29 protein-coding genes and 1 other annotated feature are annotated in these 25,862 nt (G+C 33.5%); of the genes, 6 read left to right on the top strand and 23 right to left on the bottom strand.

Annotation, left to right across the window (positions count from 1 at the left end):
- Positions 1-103: 103 nt before the first annotated feature.
- Positions 104-2,164 carry an FtsX-like permease family protein gene (locus C7P63_RS05840; RefSeq protein ID WP_125943227.1) on the bottom strand — a complete coding sequence of 687 codons (2,061 nt, stop codon included), beginning with the start codon at positions 2,162-2,164 and terminating at the stop codon, positions 104-106.
- Positions 2,151-2,918: an ABC transporter ATP-binding protein gene (locus tag C7P63_RS05835; RefSeq protein WP_125943226.1), complete on the bottom strand. Its 768-nt coding sequence runs from the start codon at positions 2,916-2,918 to the stop codon at positions 2,151-2,153. Before C7P63_RS05835 ends, C7P63_RS05840 begins: the two co-directional genes overlap by 14 nt.
- A gap of 142 nt (positions 2,919-3,060) precedes the next feature.
- Between C7P63_RS05835 and C7P63_RS05830 the strand changes: the two genes are divergently transcribed.
- Genes C7P63_RS05830 through C7P63_RS05820 form a run of 3 tightly spaced genes read left to right on the top strand, consistent with a single transcriptional unit; the run spans position 3,061 to position 5,753 of the window.
- Positions 3,061-3,948 carry a hypothetical protein gene (locus C7P63_RS05830; RefSeq protein ID WP_125943225.1) on the top strand — a complete coding sequence of 296 codons (888 nt, stop codon included), beginning with the start codon at positions 3,061-3,063 and terminating at the stop codon, positions 3,946-3,948.
- 58 nt (positions 3,949-4,006) lie between these two features.
- Positions 4,007-4,681 carry a response regulator transcription factor gene (locus C7P63_RS05825; protein WP_125943224.1) on the top strand — a complete coding sequence of 225 codons (675 nt, stop codon included), beginning with the start codon at positions 4,007-4,009 and terminating at the stop codon, positions 4,679-4,681.
- A gap of 19 nt (positions 4,682-4,700) precedes the next feature.
- Positions 4,701-5,753, top strand: coding sequence for a sensor histidine kinase (locus tag C7P63_RS05820; protein WP_125943223.1), 1,053 nt, complete (start codon positions 4,701-4,703; stop codon positions 5,751-5,753).
- 49 nt (positions 5,754-5,802) lie between these two features.
- Here C7P63_RS05820 and nrdG read toward each other — a convergent pair whose 3' ends face one another.
- From nrdG to rpsO, 7 genes are all read right to left on the bottom strand, one after another.
- On the bottom strand, positions 5,803-6,414 hold the full coding sequence (nrdG, locus tag C7P63_RS05815; protein ID WP_125943222.1) for an anaerobic ribonucleoside-triphosphate reductase activating protein: 612 nt from the start codon (positions 6,412-6,414) through the stop codon (positions 5,803-5,805).
- A gap of 73 nt (positions 6,415-6,487) precedes the next feature.
- Complete coding sequence (gene nrdD, locus C7P63_RS05810; protein ID WP_125943437.1) at positions 6,488-8,677, bottom strand: anaerobic ribonucleoside-triphosphate reductase; 2,190 nt, start codon at positions 8,675-8,677, stop codon at positions 6,488-6,490.
- Positions 8,678-8,887: 210 nt separating this feature from the next.
- The gene (rplT, locus tag C7P63_RS05805; RefSeq protein ID WP_125943221.1) at positions 8,888-9,244 is read right to left on the bottom strand and encodes a 50S ribosomal protein L20; all 357 of its coding nucleotides are present in this window, start codon (positions 9,242-9,244) and stop codon (positions 8,888-8,890) included.
- 72 nt (positions 9,245-9,316) lie between these two features.
- Positions 9,317-9,520: a 50S ribosomal protein L35 gene (rpmI, locus tag C7P63_RS05800; protein ID WP_125943220.1), complete on the bottom strand. Its 204-nt coding sequence runs from the start codon at positions 9,518-9,520 to the stop codon at positions 9,317-9,319.
- Between the two features lie 24 nt (positions 9,521-9,544).
- Positions 9,545-10,066, bottom strand: coding sequence for a translation initiation factor IF-3 (infC, locus tag C7P63_RS05795; protein ID WP_125943219.1), 522 nt, complete (start codon positions 10,064-10,066; stop codon positions 9,545-9,547).
- Positions 10,067-10,094: 28 nt separating this feature from the next.
- Positions 10,095-10,223 (bottom strand) — a sequence feature (ribosomal protein L20 leader region).
- A 65-nt stretch (positions 10,224-10,288) separates the two neighbouring features.
- A complete protein-coding gene (gene pnp / locus C7P63_RS05790; RefSeq protein ID WP_125943218.1) occupies positions 10,289-12,472 on the bottom strand; it encodes a polyribonucleotide nucleotidyltransferase in 2,184 nt (727 codons plus the stop codon).
- 184 nt (positions 12,473-12,656) lie between these two features.
- Positions 12,657-12,926 (bottom strand): 30S ribosomal protein S15, encoded by a 270-nt coding sequence (rpsO, locus tag C7P63_RS05785; protein WP_125943217.1) that lies wholly within the window; start codon positions 12,924-12,926, stop codon positions 12,657-12,659.
- A 205-nt stretch (positions 12,927-13,131) separates the two neighbouring features.
- Here rpsO and def point away from each other — a divergent pair, with 205 nt between their 5' ends.
- Complete coding sequence (gene def, locus C7P63_RS05780; RefSeq protein WP_125943216.1) at positions 13,132-13,695, top strand: peptide deformylase; 564 nt, start codon at positions 13,132-13,134, stop codon at positions 13,693-13,695.
- Between the two features lie 102 nt (positions 13,696-13,797).
- Here def and C7P63_RS05775 read toward each other — a convergent pair whose 3' ends face one another.
- A complete protein-coding gene (locus C7P63_RS05775) occupies positions 13,798-14,502 on the bottom strand; it encodes an LrgB family protein (protein WP_165863795.1) in 705 nt (234 codons plus the stop codon).
- A complete protein-coding gene (locus tag C7P63_RS05770) occupies positions 14,486-14,911 on the bottom strand; it encodes a CidA/LrgA family protein (protein WP_125943214.1) in 426 nt (141 codons plus the stop codon). The genes C7P63_RS05775 and C7P63_RS05770 overlap by 17 nt, the downstream gene beginning before the upstream one ends.
- 322 nt (positions 14,912-15,233) lie before the next feature.
- Here C7P63_RS05770 and rpsD point away from each other — a divergent pair, with 322 nt between their 5' ends.
- Positions 15,234-15,845: a 30S ribosomal protein S4 gene (gene rpsD, locus C7P63_RS05765; RefSeq protein ID WP_125943213.1), complete on the top strand. Its 612-nt coding sequence runs from the start codon at positions 15,234-15,236 to the stop codon at positions 15,843-15,845.
- A 43-nt stretch (positions 15,846-15,888) separates the two neighbouring features.
- Here the strand turns inward: rpsD and comGG are convergent, their stop codons facing one another.
- The 9 genes from comGG to C7P63_RS05720 all read right to left on the bottom strand — a co-directional run bounded on the left by comGG (position 15,889) and on the right by C7P63_RS05720 (position 21,095).
- Positions 15,889-16,263 carry a competence type IV pilus minor pilin ComGG gene (gene comGG, locus C7P63_RS05760; RefSeq protein ID WP_125943212.1) on the bottom strand — a complete coding sequence of 125 codons (375 nt, stop codon included), beginning with the start codon at positions 16,261-16,263 and terminating at the stop codon, positions 15,889-15,891.
- Positions 16,208-16,654 (bottom strand): competence type IV pilus minor pilin ComGF, encoded by a 447-nt coding sequence (comGF, locus tag C7P63_RS05755; RefSeq protein WP_125943436.1) that lies wholly within the window; start codon positions 16,652-16,654, stop codon positions 16,208-16,210. Before comGF ends, comGG begins: the two co-directional genes overlap by 56 nt.
- The gene (locus C7P63_RS05750; RefSeq protein WP_125943211.1) at positions 16,641-16,982 is read right to left on the bottom strand and encodes a hypothetical protein; all 342 of its coding nucleotides are present in this window, start codon (positions 16,980-16,982) and stop codon (positions 16,641-16,643) included. The genes comGF and C7P63_RS05750 overlap by 14 nt, the downstream gene beginning before the upstream one ends.
- Entirely contained in the window at positions 16,942-17,418 is a 477-nt protein-coding gene (comGD, locus tag C7P63_RS05745) for a competence type IV pilus minor pilin ComGD (protein WP_125943210.1), read from the bottom strand. Before comGD ends, C7P63_RS05750 begins: the two co-directional genes overlap by 41 nt.
- Positions 17,402-17,692: a competence type IV pilus major pilin ComGC gene (gene comGC / locus C7P63_RS05740; protein WP_125943209.1), complete on the bottom strand. Its 291-nt coding sequence runs from the start codon at positions 17,690-17,692 to the stop codon at positions 17,402-17,404. The genes comGD and comGC overlap by 17 nt, the downstream gene beginning before the upstream one ends.
- Positions 17,689-18,813, bottom strand: a complete 1,125-nt coding sequence (comGB, locus tag C7P63_RS05735; protein WP_125943208.1) for a competence type IV pilus assembly protein ComGB — start codon at positions 18,811-18,813, stop codon at positions 17,689-17,691. Before comGB ends, comGC begins: the two co-directional genes overlap by 4 nt.
- Positions 18,701-19,723: a competence type IV pilus ATPase ComGA gene (gene comGA / locus C7P63_RS05730; protein WP_125943207.1), complete on the bottom strand. Its 1,023-nt coding sequence runs from the start codon at positions 19,721-19,723 to the stop codon at positions 18,701-18,703. Before comGA ends, comGB begins: the two co-directional genes overlap by 113 nt.
- 95 nt (positions 19,724-19,818) lie before the next feature.
- On the bottom strand, positions 19,819-20,538 hold the full coding sequence (locus tag C7P63_RS05725; protein WP_125943206.1) for a YebC/PmpR family DNA-binding transcriptional regulator: 720 nt from the start codon (positions 20,536-20,538) through the stop codon (positions 19,819-19,821).
- Positions 20,539-20,582: 44 nt separating this feature from the next.
- Positions 20,583-21,095, bottom strand: a complete 513-nt coding sequence (locus C7P63_RS05720) for a VanZ family protein (RefSeq protein ID WP_243640813.1) — start codon at positions 21,093-21,095, stop codon at positions 20,583-20,585.
- 112 nt (positions 21,096-21,207) lie between these two features.
- On the opposite strand from C7P63_RS05720, the gene C7P63_RS05715 reads away from it, so the two are divergent.
- Positions 21,208-23,007 carry a M3 family oligoendopeptidase gene (locus C7P63_RS05715; protein WP_125943205.1) on the top strand — a complete coding sequence of 600 codons (1,800 nt, stop codon included), beginning with the start codon at positions 21,208-21,210 and terminating at the stop codon, positions 23,005-23,007.
- Positions 23,008-23,056: 49 nt separating this feature from the next.
- Here C7P63_RS05715 and C7P63_RS05710 read toward each other — a convergent pair whose 3' ends face one another.
- The 3 genes from C7P63_RS05710 to mreC form a co-directional block, all read right to left on the bottom strand.
- Positions 23,057-24,310 carry a C40 family peptidase gene (locus C7P63_RS05710; RefSeq protein WP_125943204.1) on the bottom strand — a complete coding sequence of 418 codons (1,254 nt, stop codon included), beginning with the start codon at positions 24,308-24,310 and terminating at the stop codon, positions 23,057-23,059.
- A 152-nt stretch (positions 24,311-24,462) separates the two neighbouring features.
- A complete protein-coding gene (mreD, locus tag C7P63_RS05705; RefSeq protein WP_165863785.1) occupies positions 24,463-24,972 on the bottom strand; it encodes a rod shape-determining protein MreD in 510 nt (169 codons plus the stop codon).
- On the bottom strand, positions 24,965-25,837 hold the full coding sequence (gene mreC, locus C7P63_RS05700; RefSeq protein ID WP_125943202.1) for a rod shape-determining protein MreC: 873 nt from the start codon (positions 25,835-25,837) through the stop codon (positions 24,965-24,967). Before mreC ends, mreD begins: the two co-directional genes overlap by 8 nt.
- Positions 25,838-25,862 lie beyond the last annotated feature (25 nt).

The following is a 25,862-nucleotide window of genomic DNA, read 5'->3' as shown; positions in this document are numbered from 1 at the left end:
AAGATCTGTTATCATTCCAGAAAAGGACATTTCTCTACGACTTTAGTCTGATTTTTTCGAAAATTTTCAGATAAAAGGTTTCACTCCCATCTATTTAGTTAACTTAGCCCACAACTAATTGATAATAAACAGCAGAGGTCCACCTATAAAAAAGAATATACAGTAGTAAAAGAAAAGCTATTACAATGAAAATAAAAGGCGATTGGGAAATATCTGACAAATGGCTAAAAGCTTGCAAAGCAAAATAGGCATGACTTAAAGCAATAGTGATAGGTAAAAAGAAGATTAAACGATTTTGTTGATAAATAGTTTGCTTAATTTGTGCTTGACTTGCACCAATTTTTGCCAGCCATTGATATCTTTTTCTATCCTCATCCGCTTGAGATAATTGTTTTAGCATAATAATGCTTCCTATTGCTAGTAAAAATGTAATCCCTAAAAAAACAGCTACATAAGTAATCAAGCCAAATTTATGTCTGGCTTCTTGCCACTCATCATAATAACTCATGCTATTTTTTCTAGTTAAATAGCCGTAACCTTCTGGAACACTTTGTGAAATAGATGCTTCAGATTCTACGTTTCTTTCTGGTTCTTGAGCACCTATTAACTGATTATTTTGAACATAATAATTTTCTATTTGGCCATATAAAACTTCAGGTATTTGGTCATGGTAAAGTTGGTTCGCTAAAGTTTCTTGACTAGAATGCTTTAATTGAATCATGTCATAGCCATAACTATGAGTCCTTGGCAATTTCTCCCAATCTTCGTCTGTTAGGATAAAGGTAGGTTGATTATAGCGAATTCCTCCTTGTCCCCCTAACTTATCTTCTACTTTTTCTTTCACACTAAAATTAGGTAAAGTCTGAGACAATCTAATTTTCTCACCTGTTTTTGCCCCTTCAATTAATAACTCATTTTTTTGATCTAAATAGATGGTTTCACCATTTTCCAATTTTACACTAGGTAAAGAAAACAGTAAATATTTTTTCACAGATTGATAGTCACTTTCGCGAATAAACGAACTAGGTCCAATATAATTATCTTGTTTACGGAATAGCTCCTTTTCCCAATAAGAGCCGACTTGTTTAACCTCAATAGATTTTGCAGTGTAGTCAATTTTTTTCTCTGTTAATTTTTTCTTGAAAGACTCACTACTTTGCTGATCAATCATATAACTAACTGGTACACGTGCCTTGGCATTTTGTAATAAAAAATCTGATAAACCAGTCGTTCCGCCAATAAGTGAAAAGGAAGTCCCTGCCAACACGCCAATAGTTGCTAACATTCGAGCGTTTTCTTTTAATTGAACATATAAACGACTAATAGTTATCATATGGAGATCTTTGTAGTAAATAGATTTAACTTTTTTTAAACCAATTAATAAAATAGGTAGCCCTCCGTAAAAAAGAAAGTAGGTGCCCACTACACAACTAATTAAAATAAAAAAGCTGCCTTTAAGTAAACCAGTATCTACCCCTCCTAATGCTGTCATATAAGAGGTAAAATGACTGGCTTGCCAATACCCATACGCCAGTAATGATATTCCTCCTACTCCAATTAGCAAAAGAAAGAGGGGATATCTAGTAGAAGGAGTAGAGGGTTGATTTCTTTTAAATAATGTTACTAGACTAGTCCGATATAATCTAAATCCATTTTGGAAAAAAATAAAAAGAAAAACGAGCATAAAATCACGACTAACTTTTTTTAAAGCAACTAAAGAGAGGTAAAAGGGAAGTTTTAAGTTTAATAACATTGCCTTACCTAAAATAAGCCCAAATAATTTAGAAAAAACCCCTCCTAGTAACAAGCCAATTACTAAAGAAGTACCACTTAAATACATCATTTCTAAAAAAAGCAACTGAATAATTTGGGATTTTCTCATACCAAGAACTGTATACAAACCAAATTCCTTATGACGCTGATTCATAAAAAAATGATTAGCACTTATCATAAAAACAACCAAAAATAACAAAATAATCCCACTACCCAACTGAAGTCCAGTAGTAATCGATTGACTACTAGTTATTTTTTCTAATTCAGGATAATCCATCATAGTTAAAAAACTATAATAGACCATCACTGAAAAAGACATATTTAATAAGTATAAAAAATAAATATGAAATTGGCGAAAAATATTTTTTCTAGCCAGTTTAAATATCTGCATAAAACTGACCTCCTCCAATCGTCATCTGCATATCCATAATCTGTTTAAAAAATTCTTTTCGGCTATTTTCTTTAACTAACTCAGCAAAGATTACTCCATCTTTAATAAATAAAATTCGTTGACAATAACTAGCTGTAAAAGCATCATGAGTTACCATTAAAATACTTGTCTGATAACTTTTATTTAATCCAGTTAAATGTTGAAGAAGCTCAGTGGCAGACTTAGAATCTAAAGATCCAGTAGGCTCATCAGCAAATAATAAAATAGGCTCTGTAATCATAGCTCTGGCTGCTGCTACCCGTTGTTTTTGACCAATGGAAATATCAGCTGGCATTCTTTCTAAGATAGAGTGAATATTAAGCACACCACTAAGGTCTTTGACTCTCTTTTCCATCTCACTCACGGCAACTCGTTGTAAAGACAAAGGTAGTAAAATATTATCTTTCACTGTTAAGGAATCAATCAAATTAAAATCTTGAAAAATAAATCCTAATTTCTTTTGCCTTAGTTGACTTAATTTTCCTTCCCTCATCCCTGTGATTTCTTGTTGATCCAACCAAATTTTTCCAGAAGAAGGCTTATCAATCGTTGCTAAACTATTAAGTAACGTAGTTTTACCTGCTCCACTTGGCCCCATAATTCCAACAAATTCACCTTTCTCTATTGAAAAAGAAATATTGCTTAACACATCTATTTGATTAAACCGATGTCCATACTTTTTAGACACATGCTCTGCCCGAATTATTTCAACCAATTAATCTCACTCCTTAGACTTTTTCTACTATATTATTAAACTTATTATACAAAGAAAGAGTTGGACTTGTCACACCTGTTAATAATTAGTATGATTACTTTAAGTGTTTCAGAAATTGTGTGTTAATAAAGGAGTCAAAATGATGAAACCGTCAAATTGGAAAAAACTTATTAAAAACCCACTTGTGATTATCCATTTAATTTTAATTATATTGACTAGTTATTTGCTAGGGACTACGATTTATGGTTTTTGGACACAAACTAAAAATCCTATCTTACCCTATCAAGACAAAAAACAAGAAACAACTAGTTCAACTAAAGAAAAGAAAAAAGAAAGCAAAAAAACTAAAAACACGAAAGAAACTAAAGAAACAGAACAATCTGATAAAACAAAACAGACTAATAACACAACAAAGAGTAAAGCAAAACCCTTAGAAAAACCCACTGCTAAACTGCCTTGGGATAAAAAAACTACGACAAGTTCTGATAGACAAAAAGAAAAGGAAACAGAGAAAAACACTACTAAGGAAAGCGAAACTAAAACGAAATTACCTACCACAGAACAAAATATTACTTACAAAACAAAAGTTACTGAAAAAGATGCTTTTGATGATGAAATTTTCTATCAATATCAATTAGATAAAACCTTAAATCCTAAAGATAGTTTTCAAGTACAGCTGCAAACAGTCAACGTGGCAAAAATGAGTCCAGACTCAATGAAGGCAATTGATTTAAAAGGAGAAGGTGTGGTTGATTTAATGTTTCTTATCGAAAATAAAGGAAAAGAAACTGTGGCTATTCAACCTAGCAAAACGAGTGTAACAATTGATGGAAACAAAACAAAAGAACTTAAAACTACTTTGAGAGATGCTGATTTGAAAGAATCTGACCAACAACATGGTAGCTTATCTATACCTATTGCTAAATGGCCAAAAGAAGATACTATTAAAAAAATTCAATTCGATTGGTTTAATCAAACTCCTAAAGAAAAACAGGTCTTTCATGTAACCATCGAACTACAAGAAGAGTAAAAGCTAAGTCTTTTACTCTTTTTATACAAAAAACACTCTAAAAAGAGAGGATGTCACCATGTTTAAACTATTAATTATTGAAGATGACCAGGATATTCGCCATCTTTTAAGTGAAGCACTTCAAAAATGGAATTTTGAAACAGCCTGTGTAACAGATTTTCACCAAGTGTTAACAGATTTTTTAGACTACCAACCTCATTTAGTTTTATTAGATATTAATTTACCTGCTTATGATGGTTTTTATTGGTGTCAAAAAATTAGAGAAATCTCCAAAGTCCCTATTATTTTTCTATCTAGCCGTCAAACTAACATGGATATGATTATGGCTATGAATATGGGAGGAGATGACTTTGTTAATAAACCTTTTTCTATGGATATTCTTATCGCTAAAATCCAAGCACTACTCAGACGAACTTATAATTATACGGAACAAACCACTACAGTCTTAGAGCACAATGGTTTATTGCTTAATATCGAAAATAGCACCATGACCATTCAAGAACAGGTAGTTGATTTAAGTAAAAATGAATACCAGTTGCTTTATCATCTGATGAAGCATCACGGCAAAATTGTTAGCCGAGAAAAACTTTTACGAGCAATCTGGGATGATGAACGTTTTGTAGATGACAATACCTTAACCGTCAATATTAATCGTTTACGAAAAAAAATCGAGCAAGCCGGTCTAACTCATTATATTGAAACTAAAGTGGGACAAGGATACATCATTCCTTGATCAGTAAGGAGGTACTCTCATGTCTTTTTTTCATTTTTTAATAGATCAACTAGCCACTCTTATCTTCACATTAATATTATGGCTACTAAGTTGTTTGATAATTTGGTTAACCCCTGATGTTATCTTCTCATGGGAAACAGTAGCTTACTTAGCAGTTTTATATAGCATAGTCTTAACTATTCATTTGTTAATTCGTTACTCTAAGAAAAAAAACTGGTGGTCTTTTTTTAAAAAAACGCAAGAAGAACAAGATTATTTTACTAACTATTTAGAATTAGCCCAGTCCCATGAGGACATCCTTATTCAAGAATATTTAAATCAAGCCATCAATGAGCATCGAGATATTTTGACTAAAACGCTTAATAAACAACAAGAGCAACAAGAGTTTATCGACAGTTGGGTGCATGAAATTAAATTACCTTTAGCTTCATTAAGATTACTAGGTGAAGCCTTACAAGATGATTTAACCGATCAACATTTTTATCAAATGGAACACAGTCTTAAACAAATTGAAAGTTACGTGGATCAAGTTTTATACTATGCTCGGCTAGACAGCTTTTCAAAAGACTACTTAATCCAAGAGTGTCAATTAAAGCAGTTAATCATCCCCATCCTCCGAGAAAATGCTCATTACTTTATCCAAAAGAACTTACATTATGAAATGATTGGTGAGGATCAAGTTGTTTTAACTGATCAAAAATGGCTTTCCTTTATCCTAAAACAAATTATCAGCAATAGCATTAAGTACACGGCAGAAGGTGGCTCACTTAAAATTAAGCTCTATCAAAATAGCCAAGGTACTTGGCTAAGCATTGAAGATAACGGTATAGGAATTCCGCTCCATGAACAGCGGCGTATTTTTGATAAAGGATTTACAGGCAGCCATGGTCGCTCTTTAAATAAGCAATCTACAGGACTTGGTCTATACTTAGCTAAAGAGCTTTGTGAGAAATTAGGTCATCAAATATTTGTTGAATCAGAACTTAACCAAGGAACGACTATTCAAATTTTATTTCCATACTTAACTTACTTTACTCAAGATAATGAAGAAAAACTAATCTCTTCCCATTAAAAAAAAACTTACCAATCATTCTCATGATTGGTAAGTTTTTTATTTATGATTAAATGTCTTTTTTGATAGGTTCATAGGTTTCCGTTGCATCGGTACACTTAGCCCACAGAATAGCTTGACCTTGCTCTAGTGAAGGGACAACATCAATAATTCGTTGATTGCTACTACCTCTAAATTGTAAATTTAAATTTTTTTGTCCTAGTATAAACGGGCCATCTACTAAGACATCTAGATAAGATAATAACTCTTGTTTATCTGGTGTTTCCTCTAGCAATTGTTCTAAAGTATACCCTGACCAAGCCCAAATATCTTTACTATCACCGAATTCTATTCGAATGCGTTTAACTAAAGATAAACAAACTTCTGTATTTAAAAAAGGTTCGCCACCTAAAAGAGTCATACCTTGAACATAATCTTGACTTAAATCAGCTATAATCTGATCTTCCAGTTCTTTTGTATATGGAACTCCGTAATTAAAGTTTTGGATAGCTCGGTTATAACATCCTTCACAGGCAAATAAACAGCCACTGACATACAAACTACAGCGAACTCCTTCACCATCAACAAAATTAAATGCTTTATAATCTGCAATTTGTTGTTTGCTTACGTTTTTAGATTCCCATTCTCTTAAATTAGGTTGTCGAACAGTTATTTTGCTCATTATATTATCTACCTTCCATATAGATGAAAGACTACTTGATTACCATCAAATAGTCTTTATCTGTTTCAGCTATTTATTTCATATGTTTAACACGAGAAGAAATTTCTTTATGACGACCATGAACCATTGGACGAGCTTGAGGATTACCTAGATAGCCACAAGTACGTTTAACAACATCACAAGTCTTAGGATCTGTATTACCACATTGTGGGCATTTAAATCCTCGTTCTGTTGGTTCAAAATCTCCTTCAAAACCACAAGCATAGCAATGATCAATTGGTGTGTTAGTTCCAAGATAACCAATTTTATCATAAGAATAATCCCAAACAGCTTCTAAAGCTTTTGGATTTTGTTGTAAAACAGGATATTCACAGTAATGAATAAAACCACCTGAACAGTATTGTGGATAATCTTTTTCAAAATCTAATTTTTCAAAAGGAGTTGGGTTTTTACGGACATCATAATGGAAACTATTTGTATAGTAATCTTTATCAGTAATGTCTGGTACAACACCAAATTTTTCTCGGTCTAATCGGCAGAAACGATCGGTTAAGCTTTCACTTGGAGTTGAATAAACACTAAAGTGATAGCCGTATTCATTTCCCCAGTCATCTGCATGAGCTTTTAAAGAACGCATAATATCTAAAGTGAATTCTTTGGCTTCAGGATTATGTTCCCATTCTCCACCGTAAAATTCTGTTGCTACTTCATAAAGACCAATGTAACCTAAAGAAACTGTAGCACGTTTACCTTTAAACAGTTCATCAACAGATTCCCCACGTTTTAATCTCTTGCCAAAAGCACCATACATATAAAGAATAGGCGCATTTTCCGGTGTTGCTTCTTTACAACGATTCACTCGGAAAACTAAAGCATCTTTTGCTATAGTTAGACGTTCTTCAAATAGTTGCCAGAATTTATCTTTATCTCCTTCAGATTCAAGAGCAATTCTTGGTAAGTTAAGTGTAACTACGCCTAAATTCATCCGTCCAGAATTAACTTCTTGACCATTTTCATCTTTCCAGCCTTGTAAGAATGAGCGGCAACCCATTGGTGCTTTAAAACTTCCTGTTAATTCAACTAACTTATCATAGTTTAAAATATCTGGATACATCCGTTTAGTCGCACATTCTACTGCCAATTGTTTGATATCGTAGTTAGGATCTCCTGGTTGACGGTTTACCCCTTCTTTAATAGAAAAGATTAACTTAGGAAAAATAGCAGTTCGGTGTTCTTGTCCTAAACCTTTAATCCGAATTTGAAGAATAGATTTTTGAATTTCACGTTCAAACCAATCTGTTCCTAAACCAAAACCTAAAGAAGTAAAAGGTGTTTGACCATTTGAGGTAAACAACGTGTTAATTTCATATTCCAAACTTTGCATAGCATCATAAATATCTTTACTTGTTTTAGCTTTCGCATAAGCATCGTGTTGGGCTTCATCTTCAATCCAATTTTTAGCATCTGCTAAATGTTTTTCATAATTTTTACGAGCAAAAGGTGCTAGTAATTCATCTATTCGGTCTGCTGAACATCCTCCGTATTGACTAGATGCTACATTGGCAATAATTTGAGAAATTTGAGCGGTTGCTGTTTGAATAGATTTAGGAGATTCTACATCAGCATTGCCTATTTTAAAGCCATTGTTTAACATGCTGTAAAAATCGATTAAACAGCAATTAGTCATCGGTGTGTAGGGATGGTAATCTAAATCATGATAGTGAATGTCCCCTTTTTGATGAGCATTTGCTACATGAGGTGGTAACATTTTTAATCCAATTGATTTTCCAACAATCCCTGCAGTTAAATCTCGTTGTGTATTAAACACATCACTATCTTTATTAGCATTTTCATTAACCACTGTTTGATCTTTATTTAATAATTTGCCAATTGTAAAGTTAATATCAGTTGCTTTACTACGTTCAAAATCTCGTTGTGTTCGGTAGTTAATATATTCTTTTGCTAGATCATAGGCTTGTTCATCCAACAAAGTATGCTCTACTATATTTTGAACTTCATAAATTTTAATGTCTTTAGTGAAACGTTCTTTAATTTCAGTCAACACTAAATTAGTTATATGTTGAATTTGTGCTTGTGTTAGTGGATTAATTTCTCCGTGAATACTTTCTTCAGCTTTTAATAGTGCACCGTAAATTTTCTTTTCATCAAAATCAACAAGGCGTCCATCTCTTTTTACCACTTTTATATTATCTAAAGACGTGTCAAAGGTCACATCTTCTTCTGTTTCATAAGCAAATCCCATCATTATCATCGACCCCTTTTGTTAAGTTCTATAATCTATTCTAAACGAACTAGTGTTTTTATTCAACTATATATAGGGCTAATTTTATTAAAAAAAGGCCTTGACAACTATATATTGTGTTAACCTTATGAAACAAGTTATTATTAAATAACAAAAAATAGAGATATCCATAATTGGATATCTCTATTTGATCAATGTCTTATTGACTGATTAAGCAATTGCTTTTTTAGCTTCTTCTGCTAATGCAGTGAAAGCTGTAGCATCATTAACAGCTAAGTCAGCTAGCATTTTACGGTTAATATCAATTCCTGCAACTTTTAAGCCATGCATCATTTTGCTGTAGCTTAAACCATTCATACGTGCAGCAGCGTTGATACGTGCAATCCATAATTTACGGAAGTCACGTTTTTTCTGACGACGATCTCTATAAGCGTAGCTATAAGATTTCATCACTTGTTCTTTTGCTGTTTTATATAATGTATGTTTTGAACCGTAGTAGCCTTTTGCTAACTTCAGTGTTTTTTTACGACGTTGGCGAGTTACTGATCCACCTTTGACACGTGCCATGTTAAATTCCTCCTTGGATATTTCCTAATTTACATTTAATGTGTGTTCCACGTAAGCTTCTTAATTATTTATTTATTTTTTTAAGTAAGCTAATTGTTGACGAATACGTTTGTAATCGCCTGCTGATACCATTGCTGGACGACGTAATTGACGACGTTGTTTTTTAGTTTTTCCGTGGAAACGGTGACTAGTAAATGCACGGTAACGTTTTAAGCCGCCGCCACCTGTACGTTTAACGCGTTTAGCTAATCCGCGGTGTGTTTTTTGTTTTGGCATAGTTTTTTCCTCCTCAAAGTCTTCTTACTTATCAGTTTTTGGTGCTAGCATTAGAAACATGCTTCTGCCTTCCATTTTTGGTTTAACTTCAACATCAGCAATATCCTTTGTTTCATCTGCAAAGCGAGTTAAGACATCCTGACCAATTTGCTTATGAGTAATCGCACGACCTCTAAAGCGAATTGACGCTTTAACTTTATCGCCCTTTTCTAAGAACTTACGTGCTTGACGTAATTTCGTGTTAAAGTCATTTTGCTCAATAGTTGGACTAAGTCTAACCTCTTTCACATTAATAACTTTTTGTTTTTTACGAGCCTCACGCGCTTTCTTTTGTTGCTCATAGCGATATTTACCATGATCCATTATACGAGCAACTGGTGGCTTAGCATTAGGTGCAACTAGAACCAAATCTAAGTTAGCTTGTTCAGCAATACGTAAAGCTTCCGCTTTTGTTTTAACCCCTAATTGTTCTCCACTATCTGAAATCAATCGCAACTCACGTGCACGAATTCCGTCATTTACCATCATATCTTTTGCTATGGTCATTCACCTCTCTAGTATTATTAAGAGAAATAAGGCAGAAAAAAAGAGTTCTTTTTAATAAAGAACCCGCAAATAACTAGAGATTACTCTCTAGAAAAAAATATCAAGCCCAGAGACAAATGTCATCTAAGGCGAGAAGCGGGTGCTTCTGCTTCATTCTCAACTTCTATATTGTAGCAAATCCTAAACTTCTTGTCAACAAGAAAAAAAGATTAGCCCTGAGGACTAATCTTTTTTGCGAAATGGTTTACGAGTTTGACGTGCTTTTTGTTGTTCACGTTCTTTTTCTTTTTCTTCTTCACTACGAGTATCTTCTAAAGTGGCTTTACGAGAAGCGTTAATTCGACCTTGTTTATCAATCTCAGTTACTTTTACTAAGATTTCTTCTCCTAGGCTAACAACATCTTCTACTTTATTTACTCGTTCATGAGCTAATTGTGAAATATGAACTAGGGCATCTTTACCCCGAGCAACATTAACAAAAGCTCCGAATTTTTCAATACGAACGACTTTACCTAAATAGATTTCACCAATTTTAATTTCTTTAGTGATATCTTGAATAATACTAATAGCTTTTTTAATCATTGCAGCATCTGAAGAAGCTACACTAACTTTACCATCTTGATCAATATCGATTTGAACCCCAGTTTCATCAATAATGCTATTAATAGTGTCTCCACCTTTACCAATAACATCCTTAATTTTAGCAGGATCAATCATAATCATTTCAATTTTCGGTGCATAAGGACTTAATTCTTCACGAGGTGCATCAATTGCACTAGTTAACACATCTAAAATTTCCATCCGTGCTTTTTTAGCTTGAGCTAGAGCTTCTGTTAAAATTTGTTCTGTGATACCTTCAATTTTAATGTCCATTTGTAAAGCTGTAATACCTTCTTTAGTTCCAGCTACTTTAAAGTCCATATCCCCTAAATGGTCTTCCATTCCTTGAATATCAGTTAAAATAGTGTAATCAGAACCATCCATAACAAGTCCCATCGCGATTCCTGCTACTGGTGCTTTAATTGGCACACCTGCATCCATTAACGCTAAAGTTCCTGCACAAATACTTGCTTGAGATGATGAACCATTTGATTCTAACACTTCTGCTACCAAACGAATCATATATGGAAATTCTTCTTCTGATGGAATAACTTGAGCTAAAGCTCGTTCACCAAGTGCACCGTGACCAATTTCACGACGACCAGGAGAGCGCATTGGTCCAGTTGATCCAACACAAAATTGTGGGAAATTATAATGATGAATGAATCGTTTGCTTTCTTCCACACCTAAGCCATCAATAATTTGGTGTTCTCCAAGTGGAGCTAATGTAGCTGCTGATAAAGCTTGTGTTTGTCCTCGAGTGAATAAACCAGAACCATGAACACGAGGTAATAAACCAACCTCTGCAGCTAATGGACGAATTTCATCAATATTACGACCATCAGGACGTACTTTCTCCACAGTAATTAAACGACGAACTTCCGTTTTTTCCATGTTTTCTAAAATTTGACGAACTTCTTTCATCAACTTAGCTAAATCTTCTTCTGATGCAAATTTTTCTTCATATAAAGCAGTAATTTCTTCTTTTAATGCGTCAATATTTGCTTCACGAGCTAATTTTTCTTCTGTTTGGATAGCTTCTACCATACGTTTTTGATATGTTTGGTTAATTTCTTCTTCTAAATCAGCATCAATTTGTAGAAGTTGAATAGCCATTTTTTCTTTGCCAATTTCTTTAGCAATTTCTTGTTGGAAAGCTACTAATTCTTTTACTACATTATGTCCGAATAAAAGAGCTCCTAACATGTCTTCTTCTGATACTTCTTTAGCACCACTTTCAACCATGTTAATAGCATCTTTTGTTCCAGCTACTGTTAATTCAATATCTGTTTGTTCAACTTGTTCAACAGTTGGATTGATTACATATTCTCCGTCAATTCTACCAACATGTACTCCAGCAATTGGACCATTAAAAGGAATATCTGAAATACATAGTGCTAAAGAAGAACCTAACATAGCTGCCATATCTGGTGCGCAATCTTGTTCCACACTCATAACCACGTTAGTAATTTGAACTTCATTTCGGAAGCCATCTTCAAACATTGGACGAATTGGACGGTCGATTAGACGAGCTGTTAAAGTCGCTTGTTCACTTGGACGACCTTCACGTTTAATAAAACCACCAGGTACTTTACCTACTGCATACATTTTTTCCTCATAGTTAACTGTTAATGGGAAAAAGTCAACATCTTTAGCTTCTTTTGAAGCCACAGCTGCACTTAAAACAACTGTATCACCATAGCGAACTAAAACAGCACCGTTGGCTTGTTTAGCTAGTTGGCCGATTTCAACTGATAAAGGTCTACCCCCTAAGGTAGTAGAAAATACTCGTTTTTCTGAATTCATGGGTCTCCTCTTTTCTATTAGGGAAAACGCGTGTGTGCTACTAAACAAAGATCAATCCGTTAATCTTTAAAAGATTCATCTTTGCATAGTAGTATCACGAATCACGTTTTCAATTATTTTTCTCTCATCATACTAAAAGAAAGCGAGACTCATATGAATCTCACTTTCTAGCGTTGTGCAAAAATTAACGACGTAAGCCTAAACGTTGGATTAAGTCGCGGTAACGTTGGATATCTTTTTTACGTAAGTAAGCTAATAAGTTACGACGATGACCAACTTTACGCATTAAACCACGGTAAGAATGATGATCTTTTTTGTGGGCATGTGCGTGTTCATTCAGATGATTGATTTCTTCTGTTAATACAGCGATTTGTACTTCTGGAGAACCAGTATCTCCTTCATGACGAGCATATGCTTTAATGATTTCGTTTTTTCTTTCTTTTGAAATTGCCATGTTTATTCACCTCTTCTAAATATTAGTCGTTCTCCTAAAACTGAGTAAATCGTTGGTGATTCGACAAACCAAGTAGTAGGAATACGTACAGTCATACTTTACATGAACCTACTATTAAATGCAAGTAAAAGTTGCTTTTTTCAACCCTTACTTCTTGAAATATGTTACAATCTATAATTGAAAAGAAAGTAAAGGAGTGATAATTATGCTTACGATGAAAGATGTGATCCGAGAAGGTCATCCTACTTTACGTGAAACAGCCAAAGAGTTAACTTTTCCTCTAACTGATGAAGAAAAACAATTAGGTGAAGATATGCTCATCTTTTTAAAAAATAGTCAAGATCCTGAATTAGCTGAAAAATATGAACTACGGGGTGGTGTTGGTTTAGCTGCTCCACAATTAAATGTAGCTAAACGTTTAATTGCCGTTCATGTTCCAAGTTTAAATCCAGAAAAAGAGGAAGCTTCTTTAAGTGTTGTAATGGTTAACCCTAAAATCATTAGCCATTCTGTCCAAGATGCTTGTCTAAAAGATGGAGAAGGCTGTTTGTCTGTAGATCGTGATGTGCCTGGCTATGTTGTTCGTCATGCTAGAGCTACGGTTACCTATCAAGATTTAGAAGGAAATTCTCATAAAGTTAAGTTGAAAAATTACGAAGCTATTGTGGTACAACATGAAATTGATCATCTAAATGGTATTATGTTTTATGATCATATTAATGAACAAAATCCATTTGGAGTATCTTCTGATGTATTAATTCTTGAATAGCAAAAAACGATTTGCCAATATTGGCAAATCGTTTTTTTAGTGAATTTTATATAAATGAGAAAAACAAAGAGCTTTTTCTTTACTTTTCTCACAGATACATAACTAACCAAACAAATGCATGATAAAACGCATCATAAGAGGAGCTACAAATACTGTGACCAACCCAGTGACGCCAATTGCTAAACCAGACATAGCACCTTCCACTTCCCCTAATTCCATCGCTTTAGTTGTTCCAATCGCATGAGCTGAACTACCAATCGCAATGCCTTTTGCTACAGGTTCTTCAATGCGACAAATTTTAAGAATGGTTGGACTAATGATTGCGCCAATAATCCCTGTCACAATAACTACAATTAACGTAACAGTTGGCACACCTTTCATCTTATCAGCAATATCAATCGCTATAGCAGTCGTAACAGATTTAGGCATTAAAGAAGCTGTCAAGCTGTGATCTAATCTGAAAACAATCGCTAAAATTCCTGTTAAAAAAGTACTAAAAAAAGTTCCTACCATAATTCCTACCATAATAGACCGAGCATGATGTTGCAATAAATGAAAAGATTTGTACAAAGGAATAGCCAATGCTACTGTAGCTGGCGCAATTAGCATATTTAAAATTTGACCACCTTGATAATAATGTTCATAAGAAATATGGGTAACTTTTAAAAAAATAATTACTAAAATCATAGCAACAATTAACGGATTAAAAACTGGATGTTTCAATTTTTTAGCAATTAATTTAGCTACTAGAAACATACCAATGGATAGTATCAAACCAAATAACGGATTATTAGTCAACTGAGACAACACGTGTTTTTTCCTCCCTAATCATTTTCGTTTCTTTTTTCATTACATGCTCTGAAAGATCCCCTTCAAAACGTCGCTTCACTTGTTGAACAGTGAACCCAACTAGACCAATCGTAAATGCAGTCACAATTAATGTAATCAAAAGTAATAACCACCAAGTGTCTTTTATAACTGGAAAATAAACCATAATGCCAACCCCTGCTGGTAAAAAGAAAATACTAAGATTATCTAAAAGAAATTGGCCAACTGTGTCCACATGTTTGACTTTTAACAAGTTGAAATAAAGAGCTAGAAACAGTAAAACCATGCCAATCACACTTCCTGGAATCGGTAAGTGAAAACCATGAGAAATCAACTCTCCTAGATAGGTAAAACTGATAATCCATAAAAATTCTCGAAATAACTTCATTTAACATTCCCCCAAACGTACTGGCTCTATTATATAGCAAACTCATGAAAAATGTTAATCTTTTTGAAAACTTTTTGAAAATTTCAACATTCTTTATAAAAAATTATCCTTGACGAACAGACCATTTATCCTGTATAATGGCTATTGTGTAAAATAATGCAGCTAGAAAATAGTAAGTTCGTCAACAGTTTATCGCCAGTTTTGGTGCAATTGTGTAACCGCGGCTGCAAAGGTGAAGATTGAAGGATAAACTGCACGATTACAAAATTTTCAAGAAATTATTTTACTCCAAAAAATACTTATATTCATTGGAGGAATACAAATGTCTCGTTATACAGGACCAAGTTGGAAAATATCTCGTCGTTTAGGTATCTCATTATCAGGTACAGGTAAAGAATTAGCTCGTCGTCCATACGCTCCAGGACAACACGGACCAAACAGCCGTGGCAAAAAATCAGAATACGGTCAACAATTAACTGAAAAACAAAAATTACGTCATATGTACGGCATGAACGAACGTCAATTCGTTAACCTATTTATTAAAGCTGGTAAAATCAAAGAAGGTAAACACGGTGTTAACTTTATGATTTTATTAGAACAACGTTTAGACAACATTGTTTACCGTTTAGGTTTAGCAACAACTCGTCGTCAAGCTCGTCAATTAGTTAACCATGGTCATATCGAAGTAGATGGCAAACGTGTTGACATCCCTTCATATCATGTTGAAGTTGGTCAAGTTGTTTCTGTACGTGAACGCTCTAAAGACTTAACAGTTGTTAAAGAAGCAGTTGAAACTTCAGTAGCTAACCCAGCTTACGTTACTTTTGATGATGAAAAATTAGCAGGTAGCTTAACTCGTTTACCTGAACGTGATGAATTAACACCAGATGTTGATGAATCATTCATCGTTGAATTCTACAACAAAATTCTTTAAGATTATACACAGAAAACCATTTTTCTTTCGAAAAATGGTTTTTTTATTTGGTATAAAAAAATTTTCGTTTTAATTGTTTAGGTAGCAAGACCACTTCAATAGTTAGCTTCTCTTTAGTCATATCATAATGAGTCTCCCCTAAATTATATGTAATACTCCCTTTTATTTCTCCTCTTTGTTGACTTAACCATGTTTCCTTAACTTCCCCATAAGTCATTTGACTCAAAATTAACATAGTATAATATTGATTAAGCTCATAATACTCTGATAAATGTTCTTGATAACGATTTAAACTAACAGAAAAAATAGCTAATAAAATGCCAACCATAATAATAGTAGAAAAGAAAATACCTCCTGCATACTTACGGTTTAGAAATGGCCAATGACGCTTGATACTGTTTTTGATTAGTAAAAACAAGTTGAATAACTACCTCCTGTCTTTTTTCTTCTACTTTCCAAGAAGAGACATTCATTAGTAAAGGTTGATACCCTTTATTTTTTTCCTTCTTAATCTTCTGATTTGCTAATTTAATAAAAGTAGTTACCCAAATATTATCCTCTCCATCTTTTAATTCTTTAAACACTATGGTATTTTTCTCAACTCGAACCTCTTTCCCGCCTGCTATTTCATTTTCTAATTGAAGCAAAAATATATGCCATTCAATTTGCTGATGATAATCTGCCTGTCTCAAAACATTACGTGACATACCGACTAAATAGGTAAATAATTGAAATAAGAGACAAACAATCAATAAAGCAACCAAACTTTCAATCAAGGTAACACCCTGGTAACACTTACTTTTTTTCATAACTTTTCAATCTCTCAATCTTTAGCTGGGAATCGCCTAAACACTCCCCTGTAATAAGAATATGATCAATAGCTATATCTGAATAAGCCCCCTCGGACACAAGAGTTCCTGTCGCTAAGTTTTTCTCACCAAAGTCGATTTGATTCGTTACTCTATACTGAGTGACTAATTCATACATGTAGCGACTAGCTTCCAATTTTCTAATCTGTTGCTGTTTTTGTTCACTCATTAAGGTTATAGTAGAACATACAATCAAACTTAAACTAACTAGTAACATAAAAGAAAGACTACTTTCTAACAGCAGGAATCCTGGATATTTTCTTTTCATATTTGCCACTTCCTAATTGAAACTGATAAACAATTTTTTCTTGGTGTTGGTGATCTGTAAATGTGAGTTTAATGATTTGACTAATATTACCAGAATACGCTAAAAAAACTAAATGACTATCTTGTAATCCGGTCACTTTAGTAGGAATATTTAAGCTTTCTTCTAGCGGCTGCTGATCTAATTTAAAAAAGTGCCAGTCTACTTTATCGTTACTAAAAAGTATATTGACATAACTCGGCCGCCCAGAAATAATCGCTTGTTCTTGTGCTTTAAGTAATTTTTGCTCAAAGCTTTGAAAAAAGATAGTTGTTTGGATATTTTCCTCCCAATAACGAGTATATAACACAGGCATCAGCCATATAATAGTGATGATTAATAAGACTAGTAAAGATTCAATTAAAGTAAAGCTAGCTAATTTCTTATTTATCCAAATCATCAATATTTGGGTATAATGTTTTAGCTTTTTCAATTTGGTCTTGGTTCAAATAACTACTTAATTCATCCCATGTACTTAATTTATTGTTAGTATCCATTTCATATAAATGGACTTGTGTTCGCAAAACTTCAGTAAAAGCAGCATCTCCTTGCTTCACAATACTATCTTTTCTACTAGTCAGTTGGGGAACAATCAGTAGTAGCAGAACAGAAATAATAAACAAAACAATCAACATTTCTATTAATGTAAATCCTCGATATTTTTTCTTTTTCATAAAAATTGATTAACCTCCTGATAAATTGGTAATAATAAAGACAGATATAAACCTAAAATCATAAATGCTACTAAACATAACATTAATGGTTGAATCAAAGCTAAACGCTTTTCCATTTTAGCAAACATTAATTGCCATAGCCGATACCCATAAATCATTAATTCTTCTCCTAATTTCCCTTTAATCACCCCTTGACTAATAATTATCGGTAACTCTTTTTGAAAAAATGGATAGGTACTGAGTATTTCTCCAAAATCTTCTCCCTTCTCTAATTTTTTCTGAATGGATTGACTTAATTCGTACATAAATGAGGCTCGCTTTTCTTGTAACATCATCTCAACAATCGTTTTATAATCTATTTCTTGCGCAAAAAACCTCCCCCATTCAAATGCAAAAAATGCTGTTACATACTGTTTATAAAAAGAACCGTACACAGGTAATCTACTTAAAAATTTAGCTTTGTCTAACTTGTTTTTATGCTTAAAATAAAAAGAAAAAATAGCGATAAGACAGATACTGAATATTAGTAGCCCAACTAATAGATTAGGCAATAAATCAATCGTCTTTAACAATACATTTTGTGTTTCTCCAGAACTTAGCTGTCTTAAATTTGGTAATAAAAAATATTTAAGACCTAACAACATACCTATAACAAACAATAAAAGTAAACTAGGATAGGCTAAAATTTTTGAACACAATGCTTTTTGTTTATTCAAACTAGTCATTTGCATATTAATTTGTTGAAACGTTTGGAGAATATTACCATGTATTTCAGCAAAATAAATTTGAGTCAGATAGTCTGAAGCAAAACCAAAATCAGCAAATATTTTGGTTAAACTTTCTCCTTGAGACAATAACTGTTGGGTATGTTGAAATTGACTTATTTCTATAACGCCTATCTTGTGTAGAAAATGAAAGGATTCTTGAATAGAAAAACCATGCTCAAGTAATTCCCCTAACAAGTGGATAAATGTTTCTTGTTTTTGTTTTTTAAACTTGAACTTACCATTAAAGCCACTCTTCATAAAAAACAGCCGTTGAAATGAATCCATACGCCCAGATTTTTTGTAAGTTTTTTTGCCAAGTTTTTTTCGAACTTTTTTTCTTGCGCTCACCGGCATGTCCTTTCCTCCTTTGTTTCGGGAATAACATATCAAATAACACTCCATACTGGATTCTATTATTAGCTATTTGAGATAATGGCTCATAATGAGGAAGAATCCTCTGATAAACAACTCCTCCTAAACATTGCTCTAGCTCCTCTTTACCAATCCCTAATTCAATCAGTCGCTCCCAAACTCCTTCTTTACTTGAACTATGTAAAGTAGATAAAACTAGATGGCCAGTTAATGCAGCACGAATAGCTGCTCTAGCCGTTTGAGTATCCCTAATTTCTCCAATGATTAATACATCTGGTCGGTGTCTTAAACATAGTTTGATCAGTGCTTCATAAGTTAACGCTATTTTTTCATTTACTTGTAGTTGTAAAAAAAGTGGTTCCGTTATTTCAACAGGATCTTCTATACAAATCACTCGTGCCTGTTGTCCGTATATATTTTTGACTAACTCATACATAGTAGTGGTTTTCCCTGAACCTGTTGGGCCACTAAATATATAAAGACCTCTTTTTCCTAAGTGAGTTTGAATTGTTTCTAATTGTTTCGGTAAAAAATAATGATGCTGGTAGCCTTGCCCTTGATTATTATAAATAATACGCAAGACCAATGTTTCTTTTTGTTTAAAGTTAGCAACGGTTGAACATCTAATAAAATAACTTTGTTTATTTATCTTAAAAGAGTAAGAACCTGCTTGAATTAGCCGTTTTTCAGATACGTCCATTCCTCCCATAAACTTAAAGTAACCAATAACTTGCTGGGCTTTCTCTTCACTCAATGTCATAAATACCTGATGTTTTTGTTGGATTCTGAAAAACAATTGATACCCCTCTTGATGAGGAAATAAATAAATATCGCTAACAAATTGTTTCATTGCTGCTATTAAAATAGACTCACTTAACGTTTTAATATCCACCCTAATCACCTCACTATTAACATTAATCAAAAGAAAAAAAAAGCACGAAAAATCTTTTATAAGATTTTTCGTGCTTTCTAACTTAATTTAATAGCTTATTCAGCTGATGTGAAAACTTCTGATACATCATCATCATCTTCTAAAGCATCCACTAAATTATCTAATTGTTGTTGTTTTACTTCATCTAATTCAATAGTTGTTTGAGGAATCATCGTTAATTCTGCTTGAGCTAACTCATACTCTTCTTTTAAAGCATCTCTTACTTCTGTAAAAGCAGTCGCTTCTGTATAAATTTCAAATACTTCATCAGAAACTTCCATATCTTCTGCTCCCGCTTCTAAAATACTCATTAACATAGTATCTTCATCTACATCTAAACCTTCTCTAGCAATGGCAATATAACCTTTGCGGTCAAACATATAATTAACAGAGCCAGTCTCACCTAGAGAGCCTCCATTTTTATTAAACGCTACTCGAACATTAGTTGCTGTTCGGTTTCGATTATCTGTTAGAGTATGAACTAAAACAGCTACCCCGCCAGGTCCATATCCTTCATAGATAACTTCATCATAATTTTCTCCCTCGCCAGCAGAAGTTGCTTTTTTTATAGCTCGGTTCACGTTATCATTAGGCATGTTAGCTGCTTTTGCTTTATCTAAAACCATACGTAAAGATGGGTTATCACTAGGATCAGGACCGCCACTTTTTGCTGCCATATAAATTTCTCTAGATAACTTTTGAAAAATTTTACCACGTTTTGCATCCTGTGCATTTTTTCTTCCTTGAATATTACTCCATTTAGAATGTCCTGCCATTCTAATACACCCACTTTCAATATTTTACATTAAGCTACTTTATATCAAGTTTTAGAGCGCTTAACTATCCAAATGATAACACATATTACAATGGCTGTAAAAGCACCTACGCTATCTAAAGCAACATCTTGAAATAAAGGCGTTCGCCCACCTGTCAACATTTGATGAAACTCATCAGTTGCTGCATAACCTGTTGCAGCTAGCCAACTTATCACCCCTGTTAATAACAAGTGATTTATCCGAGGTTGTAACCCTAAAAATAGACTACCACCTATTATAAAGTAGGAGAAAAAATGAGCTCCTTTTCGAATGAAAAATTCAATAAAATGAAAATAGCCAGATTCCTCAATACTTATCGTACTGCCAGCATAGTGAATGACTGTTCCTGCTAATTTTTCCTTAAACGGTTCATTTTGTAGCAACCTATGCAAAGTAGAAATTTGAGACTGTTGTTCATAAGTTTGGGAAGAACTATAAAATAAAATCCCCATCATCACAAAGGCTACCAAGAAATAAATATCTGATTTGTTTCCTTTTTCTTTTTTTGCCACCTCAATCACCTCCTATTTATTGTACAAAAACTAGTGGTAAAAAGACACTATTTTTTGTTTTTCTGACAATTTCACTATTTTATATTATAATGAGAAACATATGAGAGGAGAAAAAGAAATGACTTATAAATTAATTTGGGATTTAGAAAGTATTTTTGCAGGAGGTAGCGAATCAGATGCCTTACGAAAACGATTAGACTTACTTCAACAACAAGTTACACAGTATAAAGATAGTGTTCAACAGTGGGAAACAGAAACTGATAGCCCAGAATTTCTAGTGTTTACTCAATTACTAAAAGAGTATGAAATAATATCAAAAGGTTTTTCAGAAACTATGAGTTTTGTTACAGCTTTACAATCTGCTAATGTTCACGATAAAAAAGCAAACACTTTATTAGGGGAACTTTTTCAGTTTGTTACAGAATTCAATGATGCACAAACTATTTTTAGTAAAAAAATAACTACTATTTCAGATGCAGATTGGGAATTATTGTTATCCACTTCTAGTATGAAAAAACAAGGTATCGCATTTAACTTAAAAGAAATTAGACGAGATGGCCAACGCTTACTTAGTGAAAAAGAAGAAAGCATCATCAACAACCTGTCAATTGATGGCTTTAATGCTTGGAGTGCTCATTATGATACGGTTGTTGCTTCCATCCATATTCCTTTTGAAGGAGAAGAATTATCAGTAGGACAAGCTTTTAACAAGATGATGGGAGATCCTAATCCAGAAGTCCGAAAAGAATTATTTGATAAATGGGAAAAAGCTTGGGAAGAAAAAGCTCCTATTTTTGCTGATATTTTAAATCATTTAGACGGCTTTAGATTAACTAATTATAAACTACATGGAGAAGATGACTTTTTAGTTAAACCATTAGAATATAACCGTTTAAAACGTGAAACATTAATGACTATGTGGGAAACGATTGCTAAAAACAAAGAACTAATGGTAGCTTACTTAACCAGAAAAGCACAATTATTTGGTAAAGATAAAATGGAATGGCAAGACCAAGATGCTCCTATTTTACTTGGAGATCTAAAAGAGAAACGTTTTTCTTTTGATCAAGCTGCAGAATTTATTATTGAAAACTTTAACCAATTTAGCCCTAAAATGGCCAAATTTGCCCAACATGCTTTTAATAATAGCTGGATTGAAGCAGAAGACCGTGCTGGAAAACGGCCAGGTGGTTATTGTACTAGTTTCTCCGAAAGTGAAGAATCTCGTATTTTCATGACCTACGGAGAATCCATTAATGAAGTCTCCACACTAGCTCACGAGTTAGGACATGCCTTTCATAGTGAAGTAATGTGGGACTTACCAGTAATGAGCCAAGATTACGCTATGAACGTAGCCGAAACTGCTAGTACCTTTGCAGAATTAATTGTGGCAGATGCTACACTTAAATCCGCTACATCTAAAGAAGAAAAAATTAATTTAATTGATGTTAAAATGCAAAATGCGATTGCAATGTTTATGAATATTCATGCGCGGTTTATTTTCGAATACAACTTCTATACTAAACGACAAAACCAAGTGTTATCTGATGAAGATATCACTACCTTAATGTTGGATGCTCAAAAAGAGGCTTACGCTAACTCATTAGCCACTTATCATCCACACTTTTGGGCAAGCAAACTTCATTTCTACATTGATGATGTTCCATTCTATAACTTCCCATATACATTTGGCTACTTATTTAGTTTAGGAATCTATGCTTATGCACAGCAACATACTGGAAACTTTGAAGATTCTTATATTGCTCTTTTAAGAGATACAGCTTCGATGACTACAGAAGAATTAGCTATGAAACATTTACAGGTAGATTTAACTCAACCAGATTTTTGGCAAGCGGATATTGATATTGTTAAAAAAGATATTGAAGAATTTCTAAGTTTGACTGAATCTTACTTATAAGAAAAAAGCCATCTAGTTAATTAACTAGATGGCTTTTATTTAGATTATTTTATAAAACTCTTACAGCAAAATCTGGTGCAAACCATTGGAAACTGCCATATGTAACAGTTTGTCCAGGTGCAGGAGCATGAATATAGCCACTACCACCAGTTGAAATAGCTACGTGATGTGTTCCACCTGCTGAACCCCAGAATAATAAATCTCCAGGTTGAGCTTGAGATAATGGTACTCTCACGCCTGAACTTTCTTGAGGAACAGTGTATCCACCAATATCACGACCAGTTACTTGTAAATAAACATAACGAGTTAAACCAGAGCAATCAAATGTATCAGGACCTTTAGCTCCCCAAACATATGGTTTACCAATATGTCTTTGTGCTTCAGCAACGATTGCTGCTCCAGAAGCATTAGCTGGTGGAGTTGGAACAGTTTGTTCCGGTACATTTTGTTCTGGAACAGTTTGTTCTGGTACGCTTGGTGCTGGGTTACTTGGTGCTGGATTGCTTGGTGCTGGGTTACTTGGTGCTGTTGGTTGTTGTCCAGCATCATCTTTAGACCCTTTTTGAGTTTGTTGTTCAGCAGCTAAGCGCTCAGATTCAGCTTTTTGACGAGCTTGCTCAGCACGTTTTTTCTCAGCATCTTCTTTTTGTTTTAAATAAGTTGATTTTTTACCTTGTTCAGTTTCTTTCTCAGCTGCAATGCCATTAACTAAAACGACTTGGTGTAATTCTTGATCTTCTAATTCACCTTTTTTACTTTCCAATTCAGCAGCATTTTGATTGATTTTTTCTAATTTTTCTTCAGTTGAGTCTTTTTTAATTTCCACTTCAGTTTTATCTGCTTCTTGTTGTTTCATTAAATCATTACTAGCACTTACTAATTTTGAAGCAGCTGCTACACGAGTAATGGCATCAGAAACAGATTCTGAGCTTAAAACAGCTTCAACATAACCAGTTGTAGTTCCTTCAACTTGTGCAGAACGAGCTTGTTCTTTAATCGTCGCATCTCTTTTTGAAATACGTTGAGTTAATACCTCAATGTCTTTATTTAATTGAGTAACATCTTTATTTAATTTTACTTGTTGCGTTTGTAATTTAGTTGCTTCTGAACGAATAGAATCAATGTTCGCTCTAACAGATGCTAATTCTGCTTCAGCGGATGCAGCTTTATTACTTAAATCATTAATCTTTTTATCAGATTGTTCAATTTTATTATCAATATTGTCTGCACTAACCATAATTGGAGCCACAGTACTTAATGTGATTGTACTAATCATTAAAGCAGATAAAATCTTTTTCTTCACAGTGTCATTCCCCCGAATAATTATAATATGTATCAGTAAAATTAGTATCTATCTAAGTCAACAAATAAATTGTATCATAGGGAGATGTCAATATGATAATAGATATGTTACAAAAACATTTCAATAAGTCTTCGATTATTACTTATTAGAATCTATCTATCCTTTATCAAATGACGTAATGGATAAGAAAAGAGAATAACAACTGCTAAATTCATTAATAACGTTGGTCCCAATTGTTTCGTAATAAAGACTAAAGCATCTGAATAGATTAATTTAAAAACAATTTGAACTAAAAATAAACTACTATCCATAATGGTAATAAAAATGACTAGACTTAAAATTAAAGATAAAATAGAGGGTTCCACATATTCAAAAACTAAATAAATCAGTAAAACCGTTAGAGGAAGTGACACCATGTTAATGCCTAGAATACTATAATAATAGTTATCAAATATCCAACCTAAAACGATAGATAAAGTCACCATATAAGTTTTAGAAAAATATAAACTCCCCATAATTAACCCTAATAAAAACAAGTGACTACTTAAAAATAAGGAATTGTGGCTAAGAGTACGTAAGCCGTTGCTGATTTGACCATCGGCTAGCATAACTAGTAACAAGCCAATAGGATAAACATATTTCCAGTGTATTTGATTATTCATAAGTGACATCACCTTCTGCTAAACGTTTAACCACTGTTACCACAGAAATATCATACATAGATGACACAGGTGTTATATAAATTTCTTTATCTAAACCAAAACTAGTGTGTTTTATTTTTTTAACAGTCCCCACTAATAAACCTTTTGGTGATCCCCCACCTAAACCAGATGTTGTGACAGAATCTCCAGGTTTTAAGTTGTCCATAGTAGTTAGTTGGGTCACCACAAAGGCTTCTTCCTCTTCGTCATATGCTCCCATTAATCCGTAAGCTGCTTCCCCAGTCTCAGGTGTTACCATGACTGGAAAATGATCACTATTTTGATTCGTTGTTGTAAGTAACTCCACTTTGGAAGAATGGTCATTAGCCACAATCACTCGGCCAATTAACCCTTGACTACCTAATACTGACATATTAGCTTCAATACCATCTTGTTTTCCTCGATCAATAATCAAAATATCTTGCCACGTATCTGGAGACCGACTAATAACACTAGCGTTAATTTTTTCATAATTATATAAAGCCTCATTAATAGTTAATTGTTCTTTTAACTTTTGATTTTCATGCTTATACATCTGATTTTGGCTTTCTAATGCTGCAAAATTATCCAATCGTTTCTTCAAACGGTCATTTTCTTCATAAGTGCTAAATAAATTACCTACAGATCGCACACTATTTTCAATGGCTCTTAAGGGAAAACTAATCCCTCGGTCAACCACTGCAACCACATCATTAGCTATCCCGCTAATTTTGCCAGTTTTTTTCTGTTGATTTCTTTGCATCGAACTAAAGCTGACCAAAAAAACAATGATAATTACTAAAATAATTCCAATAATAATACGTTTACTTGAATTAAATTTTTTCACCTTTCCACCTCACGACACACTTTCC

The sequence above is a fragment of the Vagococcus humatus genome, assembly GCF_003950325.1.
Lineage (GTDB): Bacteria > Bacillota > Bacilli > Lactobacillales > Vagococcaceae > Vagococcus_C > Vagococcus_C humatus.
This window is presented reverse-complemented; position numbering and strand designations above follow the sequence as displayed.